The organism is Nonomuraea sp. KM90, assembly GCF_052246675.1.
GTDB lineage: Bacteria > Actinomycetota > Actinomycetes > Streptosporangiales > Streptosporangiaceae > Nonomuraea.
On the sequence record NZ_JBQQCB010000002.1, the window covers coordinates 313,751 to 330,788 of the forward strand.

General features: G+C 71.7%; 20 protein-coding genes. 9 read left to right on the forward strand and 11 right to left on the reverse strand.

Annotated elements, in window-relative coordinates; genetic code table 11:
• Positions 1 to 135 precede the first annotated feature (135 nt).
• On the reverse strand, positions 136 to 774 hold the full coding sequence (locus ACTWPW_RS04030; RefSeq protein WP_375111177.1) for a hypothetical protein: 639 nt from the start codon (positions 772 to 774) through the stop codon (positions 136 to 138).
• Between the two features lie 141 nt (positions 775 to 915).
• Between ACTWPW_RS04030 and ACTWPW_RS04035 the strand changes: the two genes are divergently transcribed.
• From ACTWPW_RS04035 to ACTWPW_RS04050, 4 genes are all read left to right on the forward strand, one after another.
• Complete coding sequence (locus tag ACTWPW_RS04035; RefSeq protein WP_443167977.1) at positions 916 to 1,686, forward strand: DUF4184 family protein; 771 nt, start codon at positions 916 to 918, stop codon at positions 1,684 to 1,686.
• Positions 1,679 to 2,494 (forward strand): TrmH family RNA methyltransferase, encoded by an 816-nt coding sequence (locus ACTWPW_RS04040; RefSeq protein WP_375111175.1) that lies wholly within the window; start codon positions 1,679 to 1,681, stop codon positions 2,492 to 2,494. The genes ACTWPW_RS04035 and ACTWPW_RS04040 overlap by 8 nt, the downstream gene beginning before the upstream one ends.
• Positions 2,495 to 2,580: 86 nt before the next feature.
• On the forward strand, positions 2,581 to 2,829 hold the full coding sequence (locus ACTWPW_RS04045; RefSeq protein WP_364115600.1) for a DUF4235 domain-containing protein: 249 nt from the start codon (positions 2,581 to 2,583) through the stop codon (positions 2,827 to 2,829).
• 13 nt (positions 2,830 to 2,842) lie between these two features.
• Positions 2,843 to 3,190 carry a globin domain-containing protein gene (locus ACTWPW_RS04050; RefSeq protein WP_375111174.1) on the forward strand — a complete coding sequence of 116 codons (348 nt, stop codon included), beginning with the start codon at positions 2,843 to 2,845 and terminating at the stop codon, positions 3,188 to 3,190.
• Between the two features lie 3 nt (positions 3,191 to 3,193).
• On the opposite strand, the gene ACTWPW_RS04055 is transcribed toward ACTWPW_RS04050, so the two are convergent.
• Together ACTWPW_RS04055 and ACTWPW_RS04060 are read right to left on the reverse strand one after the other, a co-directional pair.
• Positions 3,194 to 3,490: a hypothetical protein gene (locus tag ACTWPW_RS04055; RefSeq protein WP_375111173.1), complete on the reverse strand. Its 297-nt coding sequence runs from the start codon at positions 3,488 to 3,490 to the stop codon at positions 3,194 to 3,196.
• A 105-nt stretch (positions 3,491 to 3,595) separates the two neighbouring features.
• Positions 3,596 to 4,660 carry a LacI family DNA-binding transcriptional regulator gene (locus tag ACTWPW_RS04060; protein ID WP_375111172.1) on the reverse strand — a complete coding sequence of 355 codons (1,065 nt, stop codon included), beginning with the start codon at positions 4,658 to 4,660 and terminating at the stop codon, positions 3,596 to 3,598.
• Positions 4,661 to 4,732: 72 nt separating this feature from the next.
• Here ACTWPW_RS04060 and ACTWPW_RS04065 point away from each other — a divergent pair, with 72 nt between their 5' ends.
• A complete protein-coding gene (locus ACTWPW_RS04065) occupies positions 4,733 to 4,912 on the forward strand; it encodes a hypothetical protein (RefSeq protein WP_364115608.1) in 180 nt (59 codons plus the stop codon).
• A gap of 60 nt (positions 4,913 to 4,972) precedes the next feature.
• Complete coding sequence (locus tag ACTWPW_RS04070) at positions 4,973 to 5,509, forward strand: hypothetical protein (protein WP_375111171.1); 537 nt, start codon at positions 4,973 to 4,975, stop codon at positions 5,507 to 5,509.
• A 14-nt stretch (positions 5,510 to 5,523) separates the two neighbouring features.
• Here the strand turns inward: ACTWPW_RS04070 and ACTWPW_RS04075 are convergent, their stop codons facing one another.
• Positions 5,524 to 6,372, reverse strand: coding sequence for a D-alanyl-D-alanine carboxypeptidase family protein (locus ACTWPW_RS04075; RefSeq protein WP_443167978.1), 849 nt, complete (start codon positions 6,370 to 6,372; stop codon positions 5,524 to 5,526).
• Positions 6,373 to 6,477: 105 nt separating this feature from the next.
• Here ACTWPW_RS04075 and ACTWPW_RS04080 point away from each other — a divergent pair, with 105 nt between their 5' ends.
• On the forward strand, positions 6,478 to 6,699 hold the full coding sequence (locus tag ACTWPW_RS04080; RefSeq protein ID WP_375111170.1) for a YegP family protein: 222 nt from the start codon (positions 6,478 to 6,480) through the stop codon (positions 6,697 to 6,699).
• Here the strand turns inward: ACTWPW_RS04080 and ACTWPW_RS04085 are convergent.
• Positions 6,696 to 7,235, reverse strand: a complete 540-nt coding sequence (locus ACTWPW_RS04085) for a DedA family protein (RefSeq protein ID WP_443167979.1) — start codon at positions 7,233 to 7,235, stop codon at positions 6,696 to 6,698. The genes ACTWPW_RS04080 and ACTWPW_RS04085 overlap by 4 nt on opposite strands.
• Before the next feature lie 158 nt (positions 7,236 to 7,393).
• Here ACTWPW_RS04085 and ACTWPW_RS04090 point away from each other — a divergent pair, with 158 nt between their 5' ends.
• Positions 7,394 to 7,909 carry a hypothetical protein gene (locus tag ACTWPW_RS04090; RefSeq protein ID WP_375111168.1) on the forward strand — a complete coding sequence of 172 codons (516 nt, stop codon included), beginning with the start codon at positions 7,394 to 7,396 and terminating at the stop codon, positions 7,907 to 7,909.
• Here ACTWPW_RS04090 and ACTWPW_RS04095 read toward each other — a convergent pair.
• The 3 genes from ACTWPW_RS04095 to ACTWPW_RS04105 form a co-directional block, all read right to left on the reverse strand.
• Positions 7,878 to 11,294: a BTAD domain-containing putative transcriptional regulator gene (locus ACTWPW_RS04095; RefSeq protein WP_443167980.1), complete on the reverse strand. Its 3,417-nt coding sequence runs from the start codon at positions 11,292 to 11,294 to the stop codon at positions 7,878 to 7,880. The two genes, ACTWPW_RS04090 and ACTWPW_RS04095, sit on opposite strands and share 32 nt — an antisense overlap.
• Before the next feature lie 81 nt (positions 11,295 to 11,375).
• Entirely contained in the window at positions 11,376 to 12,431 is a 1,056-nt protein-coding gene (locus tag ACTWPW_RS04100) for a lysylphosphatidylglycerol synthase domain-containing protein (protein ID WP_443167981.1), read from the reverse strand.
• 50 nt (positions 12,432 to 12,481) lie between these two features.
• A complete protein-coding gene (locus ACTWPW_RS04105) occupies positions 12,482 to 13,300 on the reverse strand; it encodes a PIG-L deacetylase family protein (RefSeq protein WP_375111165.1) in 819 nt (272 codons plus the stop codon).
• Positions 13,301 to 13,338: 38 nt separating this feature from the next.
• Here ACTWPW_RS04105 and ACTWPW_RS04110 point away from each other — a divergent pair, with 38 nt between their 5' ends.
• Positions 13,339 to 14,442, forward strand: a complete 1,104-nt coding sequence (locus ACTWPW_RS04110; protein ID WP_443167982.1) for a glycosyltransferase — start codon at positions 13,339 to 13,341, stop codon at positions 14,440 to 14,442.
• Here the strand turns inward: ACTWPW_RS04110 and ACTWPW_RS04115 are convergent.
• From ACTWPW_RS04115 to ACTWPW_RS04125, 3 genes are all read right to left on the reverse strand, one after another.
• On the reverse strand, positions 14,418 to 15,884 hold the full coding sequence (locus ACTWPW_RS04115) for a DUF2079 domain-containing protein (protein WP_443167983.1): 1,467 nt from the start codon (positions 15,882 to 15,884) through the stop codon (positions 14,418 to 14,420). The genes ACTWPW_RS04110 and ACTWPW_RS04115 overlap by 25 nt on opposite strands.
• Before the next feature lie 91 nt (positions 15,885 to 15,975).
• Positions 15,976 to 16,350, reverse strand: coding sequence for a hypothetical protein (locus ACTWPW_RS04120; protein ID WP_375111162.1), 375 nt, complete (start codon positions 16,348 to 16,350; stop codon positions 15,976 to 15,978).
• Positions 16,351 to 16,439: 89 nt separating this feature from the next.
• The gene (locus ACTWPW_RS04125) at positions 16,440 to 17,003 is read right to left on the reverse strand and encodes a TetR-like C-terminal domain-containing protein (protein ID WP_375111161.1); all 564 of its coding nucleotides are present in this window, start codon (positions 17,001 to 17,003) and stop codon (positions 16,440 to 16,442) included.
• Positions 17,004 to 17,038: the final 35 nt, after the last annotated feature.

Here is a 17,038-nt window from a genome sequence, read left to right on the forward strand (position 1 = left end):
GATGTCCTCTTAGGTGTGCTTGAGACCTTCCGGAGACCCTAGCGGGAGATGCTCCGCAATACTCCGGGAACGATACTCGGTGCGGTCAGTGTGGCAAAACAGCCCTTTTGATGCGGCGATTACCCACTGTGGCGGTCAATGGCAACATGCGTGACCGTGCCAGGCGCGCTTTCCCTCGCGTACAGCCACCATAGCGAGTGCCACCGCCACCGCCGGATCCACCCACCACCATCCCATGGTGTTGAGCCACAAACCGGCCAGCACACCGGCCGCCATGGCCCCGCAGAGCAGGTTCTGCGTGCCCTCGCCGGAGGTCGCCGCCGACGCCAGCCGCGCCCCCAGCCGGCGCTTGGCCGCGCCCAGAATCGGCATGCTGACCAGGCTGAACGCCGTCACCACGATCCCCAGCACGCTGGGCTCCGCCCGATGCCCCGCGTCCAGGTCGTGTGCCACGTGGATGACGAGATAGGGGGCCAGCAGCCAGAAGCTCACCGCCACCGCCCGCCGCGCGGTGCTCTCGGCGCTGGCGGACAACGTGCGGGCGCCGGTGAACCGCCACACCACGATCAGGCTGGCCGCCGCCTCCACGATCGCGGACAGGCCCCATCCGATGAGCGCGACCGAATGCGCGGCCAGGCCCGCGGCCAGGCCGAGCGTGCTTTCCACGCCCAGCCAGACCAGCGTGGCCACGGAGAGCGAACGAGCGGCGCGCGCGGCACGCAGCCATTCGGCTGACGCGGCCGGATGCTCCTGAATCCGCTGATCAGGCACCATGAACCCCCGAACCCCCGGCTATCCGGCCGTCGACAGCGATACGTACCGTACCCACTACGGATCGTGACCGCGAATGGCGACGGCAAAGGAGTGTCAAGCTTCGGCCGCATAATGATCCTTGATCGACCAGGGGGAGTCGTCGTGCCGTTCACGCCCAGCCATATCGCCGCCGTGCTGCCGCTCGTCTCGTCGCAGCGGGTACGACGCTTCGTCGACCCATGGGCGCTGGCGCTGGGCGCCATGGTGCCGGACCTGCCGATCTTCCTGCCGTTCCTGCCCGACTACACCAACTGGCACTCCTGGCTGGGCGTCGTGACGATCGACCCGCTCGCGGTCCTGATCCTGCTGCCCCTCTTCCACGCCGTCCTGCGCGACCCGCTGATCGCGCTGCTCCCGCCCCCGCTGGCGGGCCGCGCCGCCCGCCTCGTCCCCGACCGGCTGCGATTCCTGCCCATGGCCGCCGGAGCCGTGATCGGCGCCGCCACCCACGTGACGTGGGACTCCTTCACCCACTCCACGGGACCCGCGGAATGGGGTCCCTGGTTGTCCGTCTCCGTCTTCGGGGTGATCCGTCTCTTCCGCCTGCTGCAGTACACCTCGTCCGCGATCGGGCTGGCCGTGGTCGTGTGGTGGGGGTGGCGTGGGCTGTCCAGGATGGCGGCGGCGCCCGTACCGGAGCGGTTGCGCACCTCGCCCCGCGCCCGCCTGGCCGTCATCGCGGTTGCTGCCGCCGGCATCCTGGCCGGCGCCCTCCTGTGGCCCCTCGTGGACGAGCCGAACCCGAAGTTCGGCATCGCCAGCGTGATCACCAAGACGGGCGCGGGCACGGTGATCGGCCTGTGCCTGGTCCTGGCCTGCTACTCGGTGGTCTGGCAGGTCAGGCGGCGCATGGCAGTATCGGAACGTGCTTGAGTACGTAACCGGTCCCGACGACCCGCGCCTTTCCGACTACACCCGGCTCAGGGACGTGGAGCTGCGCAAGAGCCTCGAGGCCGAGCGCGGCCTGTTCCTGGCGGAGGGGGAGAAGGTGATCAGGCGGGCCGTCGGCGTCGGCTACCCGATCCGCTCGGTCCTGACCACCCCGCGCTGGCTGGCCTCCCTGGAGGACGTCCTCGGCGGCGCGACGGTCTACGTGGTCAGCGACGAGGTCATGACCGGCATCGCGGGCTTCCAGGTGCATCGCGGGGCGCTGGCCTCGATGGAACGCCTGCCGCTGCCCGCCGTGGAGACCCTGCTGAAGGGCGGCGCCCGGCGCCTCCTGGTCCTGGAGGATCTCGTCGACCACTCCAACGTCGGGGCGATCTTCAGGTCGGCCGCCGCGCTCGGGGTGGACGGCGTCGTCCTGTCGCCCCGCTGCGCCGACCCGCTCTACCGCAGGGCGGTGAAGGTCTCGATGGGGGCGGTGTTCTCGATCCCGTACGCGCGCATGGACGACTGGTTCGAGGGGCTGTCGCAGCTGCGGTCGGCGGGCTTCCAGACGCTGGCCCTGACCCCCGACCAGGCGGCCACCCCCATGGACGAGGTCGAGTTCGCGGAGCGGGTGGCGTTGCTGCTCGGCGCCGAGGGGGACGGGCTGTCGTCCCGCTGGCTGGAGGAGGCCGATCTGACGGTGTGCATCCCGATGAGCGCCAAGGCGATGACGGCCGGGGTCGACTCCCTGAACGTGGTGGCGGCCGCGGCGATCGCCTGCCATGGCCTGATGCGGGAGGCGGCCTCGTAGCCGGCCGGGCCGGGAAGGGCGCCGTGGGAGTTTAAGAGCGTGCCACGGGGCAACGGGCAGACACCACGTCATCGTAAGGAGATGGGATGCAGCCCGTAGAGAAAGCCGCATCGCTGGGGATGAGCCTGCTGAGCGGCGCATTGGCGGCAGCGCTCTTCAAGCGGGTGTGGAAGCTGGCCTCCGGCCAGGACGACGCCCCCGACGCCGACGACCTGGAGCGGGGCTGGACCGAGGTCCTCGTCGCCGCAGCCGTGCAGGGCGCGGTCTTCGGCCTGGTCAAGGCCGCCGTGCACCGCACGGGCGCCCAGACCTTCCAGCGCAGGGGCCGAAGATAGGCCTGGTACGCCTGTGGGGCCGCTCTTCGGTGCGGGCAAACCGTCCCACGTCGGCAACCTGGCCGCCTTCACGGCGGAGACGTTCGGCGGTCCCGACACCTTCTCCACGGAGATGGGCGGGTTCCCGCTGCTCATCGACGCCCACCGGGGCTTGAAGATCAACGAGGAGCAGCGCCTGCGGTTCGTCGAGCTGTACATGGCGGCCGCCGACCTGGCGGGGCTGCCCGGCGACGAGCCGTTCCGGGCGGCCCTGCGCTCGCACGTGGAGTTCGGCACGCAAGTGGCGATGCAGAACTCCCACGCCGAGACCGACGACCAGCTCCACCCCCTGCGGGAGGTGCCCCGCTGGGGGTGGGAGTAGGGGTCAGGGCCGGTCGTCGGTGAGCCAGTCGGGATAGCGGTCGATGTCGTGCGTGACAGGCTCGCTGTCGATGGGCGTCTCCTCGCCGGTCTCCCTGATGTGCCGCTCCAGGGTGCACACCTGCCGCTCCGTCGTGATGAGCGTGAGCTGCCAGGCGGTGTCGTCGCGGTGGGGCGCCGGGTGGGGGACTTCGGCGATGTCGATCGACGTGGCGAGACCCGCGAGGAGGATGCCGTGCGCGAGCCCGGCCGCCCTCTCACGGCTCTCGATCGTCGTGCGGACCTCGAAGAATTCCGCCATGACGTTGTCCTTAGTGGAGGGGTTTCGGCCTCACCCTACCTGCGGAAACGAAGGAGGGGCCGGAATTCGCCGGGATTTCACCGAGCGCTCGCGGCGCAGCCCGCGTCAGGGGCGGTCAGGCCGTAGCGGCGGTGCGGCAGTGGAGGCGCGAACGACCAGCTCGTACGGGAAGAGCAGCCGCTCGGGCCCGGCCGCGCCCCCCGACAGGAGCAGCCGACCCGCCGCCGCTCCCATCTCCTGCTTGGCCTGCCGGATCGTGGTGAGCCCCGCCTCCTCGGCCGCGCTGTCGGAGAAGCCCATCACCGACAGCTCCCCGGGCACCGCCAGCCCCAGGTCGGCGGCGGCGTCGAGGACGCCGAGCGCCAGCACGTCGGTGTTGGTCAGGATCGCGGTCGGCCGCGGCTGCCGGCCCAGCAGCGCGTGCCCGGCCCGCCGCCCGGCCTCGCGCGAGTTGCGCGCCACCTCGTAGAACGGCACCCCGGCCCAGTCGATGCCGGCCTCCTCGCAGGCCAGCTGGTAGCCGCCGCGCCGCCGCCGCATGGCCTCGAACACCGCGCCCTCCTGCCGCGCCGGGTCGGCCCAGCCGGTGTGGCCGTCGTCGTGCAGCCCGACCATGGCCACGCCGATCCGCCGGTGCCCCAGCTCCAGCACGTGCCGCGCCGCCGTGGCCGCGGCCGCCGGCTCGTCGATCCCGAGGAACGGGTGCCCCGGCACGTACGGCTCGTCCACCACCACGACCGGCAGCTTCCTGCCGAGCACCTCCGCCAGGGCCGGATGCCCGTCCGGCAGCGACATCACGCAGAACGCGTCGACCACGGCGTCCCTGACGGTGTCGCTGCGCCGGTCGCCGTGCGGCAGCGGCAGGATCAGCAGCCCCACGCCGGCGTCCTCGGCCGCGGTGGCCAGCCCCTGGAAGAACCCGATCGCGTACGGGTCGGCGAACGCGTAGGCCAGCGTCTCGCTGAACAGCAGCCCGAGCGCCCCCGCCCGGCCGAGCCGCAGCGAGCGCGCGGTCGGGTTGGGCCCCGCGTAGCCGAGCTCGTCGGCCACCTCCAGGATCCGCCGCCGCAGCCCGTCGCTGAGCTGGTCGGGGCGGGAGAAGGCGTAGGACACGGTGGCCCGGGACACGCCGAGGCGGTCGGCGATCGTCTGGAGCGTGACCTTGGCCATCGTCCAACCGTATCGAACGCCTTGACCCGATGTTCTTAATCAATTAAGTTCTTAATTGATTAAGGAGGAGTCATGGACGCCCTGCAAGTCCTCGCCCACCAGACGGCGATGGGATACCGCGAGTCCCTGGAAGAGGCCCTGCCGGGTGCGCCGCGGCGCGCGCACCGGCCGGCGGCCAGGGTGCGGGTGCGGCTGGCGCACTCGCTCAGGTGGACGGCCGACCGGCTGGATCCGGCCTGCCGGCCCGTCTGATGATGCAGAATGTGACCGACCGATTACCGAGGTGACCAGCGCAAGGCTGGAGGGGGCACCATGAACCTGGCCTGGATCGTCGCAGCCGCCGCCGTGGCGGGGCCCCTGGGGCCCCTGGGCCCGGCTCCGGCCCGGACCGCCGCGCTGACCTGCGCCGTCTCCACCCCCTCCAGCCGGCCGCTGACCTTCACGCCCGGGGTCGGGCTGACGCCGCGGCACGTGGCGGCGCGCGGCAACCTGGAGCTCACCGGGTGCACCTCGCCCGACGGCTCGGCCACGTTCCTGAGCTCGGGCTGGGTCAGCGTGCGGGCCACCGCGCAGGCCTCCTGTGCCAGTGCCCGCCGGGTCCGGGGCAGCGCCGTCATCACCTGGTTCGGCCTGGCCGGCCGCCCCGTCGGCACCTCCAGGGTGCGGATCAGGGCGGACCGTCTCGTGGCCCAGCATCCGGCCGACACGCTGCTGAACGGCACCGTCACCGCGGGCCTGCTCCCCGGCGAGCGCGTCCGCGGCGGCATCACCCCGGCCACCGCCATCCTCGGCTGCGCCACCCGGGGCATGGGAGCCCTGCCGGGCAGCGGCCGCATCACCTTCTCCTGAGCTCGGGCCGCTGATCAGCCCAGGGCGATCTGCTCGCCCGCGTAGTCGAGCAGCCGCTCGGCCGTGGAGAAACGGCGCTCGTTCTGGTCGCCCAGCAGCACGCCCACGACCCGCAGGCCGTTCCGCTCGCCCGCGAACAGCAGGCAGTACCCGGCCGCGTTCGTGTAGCCGGTCTTCACGCCCAGCACCTCGTCGGCCCGCGTGAGCAGCTTGTTCGTGTTGCGCCAGGTGTGCGACCGGTGCACGGCCGTCTTGCCCACCTTGTGCACCTCGCTCCCGACCACGGTGGTGAACGTGCTGTTCTGCAGCGCCAGCAGCGCCAGCTTGGCCTGGTCGACGGCCGTGGAGTAGCCGCCGTTGCCCGGCGTGGGCATGCCGTCCGCGTTGGTGTAACGGGTGTCGGTGAGGCCGAGGGAGCGGGCGGTGCGGTTCATCTTGGCGATGAAGGCCGTCTTGCCGGGGCCGTAGTGCCGGGCCAGCGCGTTGGCGGCGTCGGCGCCCGAGGGGAGCATGAGGGCGTACAGCAGGTCCCTGACCGTGAACCGCTCGCCCTTCCGCAACCCGGCCGTGGCGGCGCCGCCGCGGGCGGCGTACTTGACGTCCGTCGCGGTGATCGTGATCGTGTCGCTCAGCCGGGCCTCCCGGAGCACGACGTACGCAGTCATGATCTTGACCAGGCTGGCCACCGGCACCCGCCTGGTCTCCCGCTTGCCGAAGTGGACCGTTCCGCCCGAGTCGACGACGTACGCCTCCTTGGCCCCCACGGCCGGAGCGTCCGCGGCGGCCTGGGCAGGGGATGAGAACCCCACAACCAAGGCGACTACGGCAGAGCTCATCAAACGCCCAATACGCATGCCAATCATGTTGGCAGGAGATCAAGGGTTCGTTTGCCTAACCGCGCCATACAGCATCATCAGATGGGGGTAAATCATTCATAGATCGGACATGGCGGGGCGGGTGACAGCGTAGTGACCAACGTAGTGACAAGCACGGTGACGGCGGCGGGACGGTTCGTGATCAGCGAGGACGAGCGGGGCGGATACCGGTTCGCGCTCGTCGCGAACAACGGGCAGACGCTCGCGGTCGGGGAGGGCTTCCCGAGCAAGGTGGCCTGCGTGAACGGCATCGAGACCGTACGCAGGAACGCTCCGGAGGCCACCATCGACGACCAGAGCGGGCACGGCGCCTAGGAGACCAGCGCCTCGTCCTCGGTGGCGCGCCGCCTGCGCCTGCGCCGGACCGTGAGCCAGCCCACGAGCCCGACGGCCAGCACCGCCGCGACCGCCGCCGTGGCGGGCGAGCGCGCCGCCAGCTCCAGCCAGCCCCACACGAGCGCCGTGAGGCCGAACCACCACATCGGCGCCCAGGTCAGGCAGCCCAGCGCGCTGGCGACCACGTACCAGGGGTAGGACACCCGCAGCGCCCCCGCGACCCAGGGCAGCGTGTGGCGCAGCATGGGCACCCAGAAGCACCCGTAGACGGCCAGCGCGCCCCACCGCTCGACGACGTGCTCGATCTTGGCGATCCGCTTGCGGCCCAGCTTGACGCCGATGCGTGATTCGTAGAGCTTCTCGCCCAGCTTGCGCCCGACCCAGTAGTACACCTGGAAGGCCCCGAAAAGGGCCAGGATCAGGATTGCCCCCACCAGCCAGTACGGCATGCCGAGGAAGAACGGCTCCGTGGGAGCGGGGACGGCGATCGTCGCATGCCACATATGCAGGCCCACCACCCCTCCACAAACCTTAGGTCAGCCTTACCTTAGTTCAAGGTGCAAGTTCGTGCCACACCGGCTTGCAAGCCCCCTCGTAAAAGGTGCAACCAGCCGACAACCCGCACTCAACCACCCGGCTCCACTCTATGAGTGAGCCAAAAGGGGTGTTGAAGATGCCGACCAGAAGCGCAGCCGTCCTCGCCAGCGGGACCGCGAACGCCGCCAAGCTGTTCGTGGCGGCCCTTGCTTTCACCAGCGCGTACGTCGGCTTCTCCGCCTACAGTAACGCCAGCTCCGCGCCCGGTCCCACCCCGATCACCCTGTCGGCCCGCGAGGTGCCCATCGCCGCCCCGGCCGAGGAGGTCACCACCGCCGCCCAGGCAGGCAAGGTCACCGTGAACGCGCTGGTCGACGGCGCCGCCGGTTGCGCCAGGTCGTACGTCGCCCGCAGCCTGCTCATCAGCCCCGACCCCGACGCGACCGTGCTCTACCACTGGCGGCTCGCCCGCTGGAGCTCCGCCGGCAAGACCTGGCGCACCTATGTCGTCGACTACGACGGCTTCGCCGGCGCCCAGCGCGCCGTCGAGTGGCGCCCCCAGATCTCCGGCAACCCCGGTTGGTACCGGATCGAGCTGTCGGCCGAAGGCGCCAAGACCGTCAAGAGCGACCGTTTCCAAGTGAGCTGCTGACCGACTGCCGCGCCGCCTCCACCCAGCGCGGCACGCCCACCCGCTCGGCCACCTCCAGAGCCTTCTTGTAGTGCTCGCGCGCCGCGTCGGGCTGCCCCAGACGGATGGCCAGGTCGCCGAGCGTCAGCGCCACCGGCCACAGCGCCACCACGCCGGTGCCCGCGCCCGCCACCCGGTCGGCGAACGGCTTGAGCTTGTCGTAGCAGTCGACCATCCGCTCCCGGTCGTCGAGCAGCATGCCGGCCAGCGCGCGCCAGGTCATCGCCAGCTCGTACAGGAAGTCGGGGCGCACCGGCGGGCGGGTGGCGGCCACGGCCTTGGCGTCGTTGAGGTGCCCGGCCGAGGCCAGGGCCAGCGCGTAGGCGTCGAGCGTCCACTTGGCGCCGCGCATGTGGGCATCGGCCAGCAGGTCCACCGTCTCGGCCGCCCGGCCCGCCACCAGGTGCAGGCAGAACGTCGTGATCAGCGGCAGGTCCTGGCGGCCCTCCAGCATGCCCACCCGCGCGGTCATCCTGGCCGCCTCGCCGTAGGCCCGCTCGGCGCCCTCGTAGTCGCCGGCGATCATGAGCCGCTGGCCGGCGTACCAGACGACGACCGCGGCGGGCGCCGACAGGTCGTACTGCTTGGCCAGCTGGTCGGCCGCCGCCGCGTGCTCGTCGGCCACCGCGAACTCGCCCCTGGCCGCCGCGCACTCCAGCAGCACCAGGTGGGCCAGCGCCTGCGTGGCCATCTGCCCCGAGCGCTGGGCCACCTCCAGCAGCTCCCTGCCGATGCTCTCGCGCGTGTCCACGGCGGGGATGTCGTAGGACTGCCGCAGCCGCCCGCTCAGCGCCGCCGCGATCAGCGCCGGATCGCCGCTCTGCCGGGCCAGCTCCAGCGCCTCCAGCGACGCCTGCCGCCCCCGCTCGGGCGAGGAGGAGCCCTCCAGCTCCAGGGCCAGCGTGGTCAGCAGGCTGGCCCGCAGCCGCTGCTCGCCCGCCGGCAGCTCTATGAGCGCCCGCTCGGTGACGTCGACGATCTCCCACGCGGTGCGGGTGAAGTCGCGCGCCATGCCCTTGTGCGGCACGGCCAGCGACGCCGCCACCTTCGCGGTGATCTCCAGGTCGCCCAGCGGCAGCGCGGCGTCCATGGCCTGGCGCCGCAGCAGCCGGGCGGCGTGCATGTCGCCGCACAGCGCCAGCGCGCTGATCTGGCGCAGCAGGAGCCGCAGCCGCTCCTTGGCGCGCTCCGGCCGCTGCTCGCCGCTGTGCTCGTCCTTGCGGGGCTCCTCGCCCCGCGAGCGGTCGAAGGCGGCGATGGCCTGCTCCCACAGCGTGGCCGCCTCGCGGTGCGCGAAGCGCCGCTCGGCCTGCTCGGCCGCCAGCCCCGCGTAGTGGACGGACTTGTCGGACGCGTCGGCCTGGAAGTAGTGATGGGCCAGCGCCGCCACGTCGGACGGCGTGCGCTGCTCGATGACCGCCGCCACGGCCGCGTGCAGCCTGGTGCGGCGCAGCCTGGAGGCGTCGGAGTAGATCGTGTCGCGGACCAGGTCGTGGTCGAACCGCAGCAGCCCGGGCCCCGGCTCGGTCACCAGCCCGGCCAGCAGCGCCGCCTCGACGGCCTCGATCACCGCCTCCTCGTCCACCGCCACGGCGACCAGCACGTCGAGGTCGACGTCACGGCCGATCACCGCGGCCTGCAGCAGGATCTGCTGCGCCCTGGCGGGCAGCCGCGAGATGCGCCGCCGCAGCACGTCACGCACGCCGGAGGGCACCTGCGAGAGCACCTCCGTCGCGCTGGCCCGGTCGGCCGCGCCCTCGGAGTCGAGCAGGCGCACGGTCTCGCGGACGAAGAACGGGTTGCCGCCGGTGCGCTCGACGATCGACTCGACCGCGTCCTCGTCGATCTCGCGTACGCAGGTCGCCTTGACCAGCTCGGCCACGGCCTTCGGGTCCAGCCCCGACAGGCCCACCCGCAGCGGCCCCAGCCGGGCCAGGGCGGCCAGCACGTCGGACTGGCGGTCGTCGAGCTCGCTCTCCCTGCACGTCACCACGAGCAGCACCCGGCTGGTGGCCAGCAGGCTCGGCAGCGCCCGCAGCAGGGCGAGCGTCTGGTCGTCGGCCCAGTGCAGGTCCTCCAGCGTCAGCAGCACCGGCGAGCGCCGCGCCACCCCGGCGAGATAGCCGCCGACCGCGCGGTGCAGCCGGAACCCGCCCGACACCTCGTCCTCGTCGGGATCGGGCGCCGCGTCGTCCAGCAGCGGCGCCAGGAGCTGGGCGTATTCGCCCGCGCCGGTCATGCCGACGAGCGTGCGCAGGATCTCCACCCAGGCCCAGCCGGGCGGGGTGGCGCTGGAGTCGGGGCAGGCGCCCGAGGCGGTGATCCAGCCGTCGGTGCCGAGCCTGCTCTCCAGCTGGCGCAGCAGCGTGGTCTTGCCCGCGCCGGCGACCCCGGTCACGATCGCCACCTGGAACCTGCCCGTGCGCGAGGCCGCATTGGTCAGCCTGGACAGCTCGGCGTCACGGCCGACGAACGGCTCGGGCTCCAGCGGCGGCGGCTCGACGGGGGTGGCCGGTCTCGGCGGCCAGGTGTCGGTGACCGGCGCGGAGGACCTCGGGGCGCGCGCGGGCGGCGGCGCCAGCTCCAGCTCGGGCGCCTGGGCCAGGATGTCGGACTCCAGCTTGCGCAGGGCGGGCCCCGGGTCGATGCCGAGCTCGTCGGCCAGGATGTTCCTGGCCCGGCGCAGGGCGGCCAGCGCGTCGCCCTGGCGGCCGCAGCGGTAGAGGCCGAGCGCCAGCAGCCGCCAGCCCTCCTCGCGCAGCGGGTGCTCGGTGGTGAGCGCCTCCAGATCGGGGACGGTCTCGGCGTGCAGGCCGAGCCGCAACCCGGTGTCGGAGTGCCGCTCGCGCGCCACGAGGCGCAGCTCGGTCAGCCGGTTGACCTCGGCCTCGGCCCACGCCTGGTCGGCGAAGTCGGAGTAGGGCGTGCCGCGCCACAACCCCAGCGCCTTCTCCAGGCGGCCGCGGGCGGACTGCGGGTCGCCCTCCTCGAGGTGCTCGCCGGCCGCGCGGACGAGTTGCTCGAACCTGAGCGCGTCGACCTGGTCGGAGGCCACGCGCAGGGCGTAGCCGGACGCGACCGTCACCAGCAGCCGGTTGGGGCCGCCACGCGGGCGGCCGGGCTCCAGCACCCGGCGCAGGCGCGAGATGTAGACCTGCAGCCCCGACTGCGCGCCCTTTGCCGCGTCGTCGTCCCACAGATCGTAAAGAAGTGTGTCAACGGGCACGACCTGACCTCTGGCCACGAGAAGCCGGGCGAGGACGGCCCGCTGCCGCAACCCGCCGAGGTCGAGTTCGTCGTCGTGTTCGTACGCCTCGACTGGCCCCAGAACTCGGAACGCCACCATGTCAGCCGCCACGCTATGCGGGCCTGCGAATCACGCACAAGGCCCGTGGTTGATTAGCACGAGATGGGTTTGGGATTGTCACTAGGTGGCCTTCGAGATCGCGGACGGGGGCTCCGCGCCGGCGTTCCGGCCGTTGCGCCTGCGCAGGAGCGCCCATGCGCCCAGTGCCAGGCCGCCGAACGGGATCTCGATAGTGTAAGTCCAGAAGCCGAAAAGCAATGCGGTGGCTATCGCCGGAGTCTCCGCCACGCCGAAGGCGATGAGCAAGGCGGCCACGCCGGTCTCCATGATCCCCGCGCCGCTGGGCGTGATCAGCGCGCTGGTCAGGATCCTGGAGAGGGCGAAGACGGCGATCGACTCGGCCAGGCCCGGCCAGGCGCCGGTGGCCTGCATGGACACGGCCATGATCGCCCACTGGAAGCCGAGGAAGAACACCATGCCGAGCGACAGCCCGGGCCACCGGCTCCTGACGACGCTCGCGGTGTCGGCGCGCAGCCGGTGGAACGCCCCGGAAGGCCGCACCTTCAGCCGCAGCAGCCGGGTGAGGCCGTCGAGCGCCCGCCCGAGCACGTCGGCGGCGCGCTGCCAGTAGAGGGCCGCGGCCACGATCGCGCAGAGCAGGAGGATGGAGATCGCGCCCGTCCAGCCGGCGTTGGCCACGGTCGCGTTGGGCGCCTGGCCCGCCATCAGCAGCGCGATGATGCCGACGGCCGGCAGCACGAACCTGAACAACGTGTTCCAGATCCCGCTGACCAGCGTCATCACCACGATCGCCCGGTTGCCGAAGCCCCAGCCCCTGGTCATGGCGAACGACAGCGCCACGCCCACGGCCCCGCCGAACGGCAGCAGGTTGCTCACCGCGCTGCCCGCCGCGTTGAGCGTCAGGCCCTGCAGGTTGTTCAGGCCGGGCAGGGAGTTGGTGAGCACGAACGTGTACGCCAGCAGGCTCAGCAGCCACACCGCGGCCATCAGCGCGATCTCGCCCGCGTCGAGCGTGGCGAACGAGGCGCCGATCCCCGCCCAGGAGACCTGCTTGCCGGTGAGCGAGCGCACGATCTGCGGGAGGTAGATCACGAGCAGCACGGCCAGGCCGAGCGACAGCACGGAAAGAGCGATCTGGAGCCACTTGTTCTTCATCGGAGTCCAGTCTGCCGGGTTGCGGCGGGCGGCCTCGTCGTCCTGAAGTATTACTTGGGCCACCGGTCGAAGGGATGAGTCAGCCGGGCGCCGGGGGGCAGGTCGCGGCGGACGTACCATTCGGTGCCGAAGACGAAGCGATAGAGGGGGCGGGGGACCTTCAGCATGACGGCGAGCGTGCGGTCGCTGTCACCGCCGCTGGCCTGGGAGGCGTGCGCGGCCATCGAGGCCCGCTTCTGTTTCGTATATTTCCGGACATTGACCCGGTGGGTGATCGTCTCACCCGACGAGTACGCGCTCTCGAACGTCCGTACGTCGAACTCCGGCGGGAACCGGTAGAACCGGCCCGCCAGCTTCAGCAGCCTGACCAGCGGGTCGCGGTTGACCGTCGCCTCCAGGACGATCTCCGTGCCCGCGATCTTCGCCGCCCGCTTGCCCACCCGGTGCACCTGCACGTGATCGGGATGCCCGTAGCCGCCCGCCGGATCGTAGATCGCCAGGAGCTCGGCCTCCTCCTCCTGGAGGATCGCGGCCAGCGCCTTGGCGGCCTCCTCGGTGTCGGCGTCGATGAAGGCGTTGTCGGGCCGCTCGTCCGCGACCCCGCCCTTGGGGCTCAGCCCCGAGTCGCCGTAGCCGAGGCACTCGACGCGGGCGCAGCCGAGCAGCGCGGCCGACTCGTACAGCTCCTTGAGCCGGGTCTCGCCCAGCGCCTCGCCCGGCTCCATCTCGGCCAGGCCGCGCTCGCCGGCGGTGGCCACCACGAGCACCACGCGGTGTCCCTCGGCCGCGAGCATCGCCATGGTGCCGGCCGTCAGCAGGGCCTCGTCGTCGGGATGGGCGTGGAAGAAGACAGCGGTACGTGGAGGCACACGCCCAGATTAGTCTGGGAGGGGTGCGGATCTTTCACGTGAGTGACTGTTACCTGCCTCGACTCGGAGGGATCGAGGTCCAGGTGGCCGATCTCGTGCGCATGCAGCGGGAGGCCGGACACGAGGTGTCCGTGGCCACCGCGACCAGGGGGGAGCCGCTGCCCGGGGTGCGGAGGATCGTCGCGAAGATGCCGTTCGACCTGCCGGTGCACCCGTTCGGAGTGGGCCATCTCACGCGCTGGATCACCTCGGCGCGTCCCGACGTGGTGCACGTCCACACCGGGGCGGTCTCGCCGTTCGCGTGGATGGGCGTGCGCGCCGCGTTCCGGGCGGGAGTGCCCTGCGTGGTGACCGTGCACAGCATGTGGGACCCGGTGACGCGCGGGATCTACCGCCTGTTGCGGCTGGTGTTCGGCTGGCAGCGCTGGCGGCTGGTGGGCACCACGGTCAGCAACGCCGCCGCGGCGCCGATCCGCCGCGTGGCCGGGCCGGAGATCCCGGTGCGGGTGGTCTCCAACGGCCTCGACCTGTCGGGCTGGGCGCCGCCTCCCGGCACGCCCGACCGGCGCGCCGAGGTGCACATCGTGGCCGTGGGCCGGCTGGCCCCGCGCAAGCAGCCGCTGCGGCTGTTGAAGCTGCTCCAGGCGGTCCGCGCCCGCGTGCCCGCCGAGATCCCCGTCCGGGCCACGATCGTCGGCGACGGGCCGGCTCGGGGGCAGATGGCGCGGTTCCTGGCCCGGCACGGCATGGCCGGCTGGGTCTCGCTGCCCGGCCGCTACACCCGCGAGCAGATCGCCAAGGTGCTGGAGTCGGCCGACGTGTTCGTGGCGCCCGCGCCGCGCGAGTCGTTCGGCATCGCGGCGCTCGAAGCGCGGGCCGCGGGCCTGCCGGTGGTGGCCAGGACGCAGAGCGGGGTCGCCGACTTCGTCAAGGACGGCACCGAGGGCCTGCTCGGCCGCACGCTCGGCGACCTGGCGCGGGCGGTGGCGCGGTTGTGCGTGGAGACGGAGCTGCGCGAGTCGATCGCCGCGCACAACAGGAGCACACCGCCGGGCGCGGGCTCGTGGCCCACGGTGCTGGACGGGTTCGACCGGGCGTACGCGCAGGCCCGCGAGGGTCAGCCGCGGCGCAGCACCACATAGCCGTCGCGCTCGAACACCGTCACATATCCCCGCAGCCGCAGCTCCGCCACCTTGGCGAGCTGATCGGCGGGGGAGCCGAACGGGAACTCCACGCGCGCGACGTCCGCCACCACCCACGGCGAGCCGTGTGACTGACCGGTCCACAGCAGGACGGTGGCCTTGCCGGTGAGCGCGGGCCCGAGGGAGTTGGCGGCCTCGACGGTCACCCCGGCGGGCACCTTCGCGACCGCCTCGGCCGCGGCGGCGGCCTTGGGCTCCCGGTAGAAGGCCGGATGGTAGAGCTGGTCGAGCGCGAACCTCGGCATCAGCGTGATCGCGATCGCGAGCGCCGCCGCCGACCAGGCCAGCTTGAGCGAGGCGTCGTCCGGCCGCCTGATCCGGCGCAGCAGCCGGGCCAGCCCGTCCACGCCCGCGCAGAAGAGGATGATCACCGTGAAGGCGCTGTACTGGAAGTCGGACTGCCACCACTGGGCGCGGTCGGACAACATGCGCTCCAGCACGTGCGGCAGCGCCATCAGCGACAGCGGCGAGAGCAGGCACAGCAGCAGCGTCGGCCACACCAGCAGGAACAGCGTGTCGACCTTGGCCTCCTCGCCGAACGGCAGCAGCACGGCGGCGACCGGGTCGCGCAGCATCGCCAGGATCGCCCCCGGCACGTCGGGACCGAGGTGGCCGTAGGCCCAGAAGTCCTTCGGATCGCCGCCGAAGGCGGAGACCAGCAGCCCGCGCACGAGCAGGACGGTGCCGAGTCCGAACGTCACGGTGATCAGGCCGCGCAGGCGGTCGCCGATGACGATCAGGCACAACCCGGCCCCGATCACCATCAGCCCCATGTCCTCCTTGACCAGCAGGAGCACCAGCATCGCGAGGAACGCCGCCCGGACGCGGCCCGCGTGGTAGCGCTCGATCATGATCGCGGTGAGCAGGGGGACGAACATGACCTCGTGCGCGTCGAACGCGGCCGCCTGCGCGATCGGCCACGACAGCGCGTACGCCACGGAGACGAGATAGGCGGGCACGACCCCCAGCACGCGCCGGGTGAACCGCCACAGGAACGGGATCGCGGCGGCGAACAACACCGCCTGCGCGACGATCAGCGAGGCGGGCCCGTCGTGGATCCAGTAGAGCGGGGCCAGCAGCGCGTAGACGGGGGAGAAGTGGTCGGCGAGCTGAAGGTAGTCCATGCCGCGCCCGTGGAACATGCCCAGCACGGGGACGTGCGGCGGGCGGAGGCTCGCGTAGTTGCGCACGGCCTGGTCGAGGATCACCAGGTCGAAGGAGGTGGCCCGGAAGGTGCCCAGCCTGACCAGGCCCAGCACGGCGTAGGCCACCGCGGCGAGGAGCGCGATCGCTCCCACGCGTACGCGGTGGCCGGAGAGGATCCGCCATGGAGAGGCGCCGGCGCCCACCCCCGCGCGCGCCACAATCGTCTCACCCGTCACGGGCAGCAAGACTAGAACGACTCCGCCCGGACGTGACGCGGCCGCCGCCCCAGCCTGCCCCCCACAGGTGGCGACGGCGACCGCGGGCTCACTAGGAGCAGGCGGAAGTGATCTTGCTGGTGAAGCCGTTCACCTTGCCGCTGAACTCGCTCACGCTGCTGAGGTCCCCACCCTCCATGGACGCGAAGCCGTCGGCGAGGTCGTTCAGCGCGGCGGCGACTTCGCCGTCGTACTTGCCCGCGAGCTCCTTCGTCTTGTCGGCCGCCGTCTTCGACGCCGTCTGCACGGCCTTGGTGTCGCCGGCGTCCTTGGTGACCGCGGTGCTCCAATCGGTCGCGATCTTGCTCGCCTCGGTTGCGGCGGTGTTGCAGTCAACGGCCTGGCCGATCGCACCACAGGCGGTGGTGAGGACGGCAAGAGTCAGCGTCGCGGCCGCGACGGCCAGGCGACGACGAGGGGGTGTCATGTTCCGTGCCCTTCGTAGGTTTAGCGAACGAAGGGAACATTATGGGCCTCAACTTGACCGTCGCTTGCACCCCAGTAACACCACGGGTATCAAGCCGGCGTAAAGCCGTGCAGCAGGACCTGCACAATCTCTTCCGGTTCCGGCAGCGGAAGATCCAGGAGCCCCCGGTAGGCAACGAAACCGGCGAACATATCCGTGAGTAGCCATAGGTCTGCATTAGGGGGCAATTCGCCGCGCTCGATCGCGCGCTCGTAGACGACCCACGACCGTTCCATCCGGGTGCGCATGCTGGTGCGGATGATCTCGGCGACCGCGGGGTCCCGGCCGGCCTCGGCGTACACCTGTTTGGCCATGCGGGACACCCCCGGGACGTGCCAGAGGGCGAGCGTGTCGGCGACCACCACGCGCAGGTCGCCCTCCAGCGAGCCGGTGTCGGGGATGGCGACGTGCGTGTTCATGATGCCACCGAGGGTTTCCAGCAGCATGTCGCGTTTGCTGCCGTATCGGCGGAACACGCTCGCCCGGCCCACGCCCGCGGCTGCGGCGACGTCGTCCATGGTGAAGTCGAGGCCGTGGGACAGCACCAGCCCGGCCGCGGCCTGCCTGATGCGGTGGTCCACCGTGGGGTCGGGCTTGCGGCCGCGCGCAGACATTGTGATACTCCTAGTATCTGATATCCCGAGTCTCA

Excerpts from the sequence above, each read along its gene's own strand:
- ACTWPW_RS04030 (WP_375111177.1), bottom strand. The coding sequence starts at position 774 with ATGGTGCCTGATCAGCGGATTCAGGAGCATCCGGCCGCGTCAGCCGAA.
- ACTWPW_RS04045 (WP_364115600.1), top strand. The coding sequence starts at position 2,581 with ATGCAGCCCGTAGAGAAAGCCGCATCGCTGGGGATGAGCCTGCTGAGC.
- ACTWPW_RS04055 (WP_375111173.1), bottom strand. The coding sequence starts at position 3,490 with ATGGCGGAATTCTTCGAGGTCCGCACGACGATCGAGAGCCGTGAGAGG.
- ACTWPW_RS04060 (WP_375111172.1), bottom strand. The coding sequence starts at position 4,660 with ATGGCCAAGGTCACGCTCCAGACGATCGCCGACCGCCTCGGCGTGTCC.
- ACTWPW_RS04065 (WP_364115608.1), top strand. The coding sequence starts at position 4,733 with ATGGACGCCCTGCAAGTCCTCGCCCACCAGACGGCGATGGGATACCGC.
- ACTWPW_RS04070 (WP_375111171.1), top strand. The coding sequence starts at position 4,973 with ATGAACCTGGCCTGGATCGTCGCAGCCGCCGCCGTGGCGGGGCCCCTG.
- ACTWPW_RS04075 (WP_443167978.1), bottom strand. The coding sequence starts at position 6,372 with ATGATTGGCATGCGTATTGGGCGTTTGATGAGCTCTGCCGTAGTCGCC.
- ACTWPW_RS04090 (WP_375111168.1), top strand. The coding sequence starts at position 7,394 with ATGCCGACCAGAAGCGCAGCCGTCCTCGCCAGCGGGACCGCGAACGCC.
- ACTWPW_RS04095 (WP_443167980.1), bottom strand. The coding sequence starts at position 11,294 with ATGGTGGCGTTCCGAGTTCTGGGGCCAGTCGAGGCGTACGAACACGAC.
- ACTWPW_RS04100 (WP_443167981.1), bottom strand. The coding sequence starts at position 12,431 with ATGAAGAACAAGTGGCTCCAGATCGCTCTTTCCGTGCTGTCGCTCGGC.
- ACTWPW_RS04120 (WP_375111162.1), bottom strand. The coding sequence starts at position 16,350 with ATGACACCCCCTCGTCGTCGCCTGGCCGTCGCGGCCGCGACGCTGACT.
- ACTWPW_RS04125 (WP_375111161.1), bottom strand. The coding sequence starts at position 17,003 with ATGTCTGCGCGCGGCCGCAAGCCCGACCCCACGGTGGACCACCGCATC.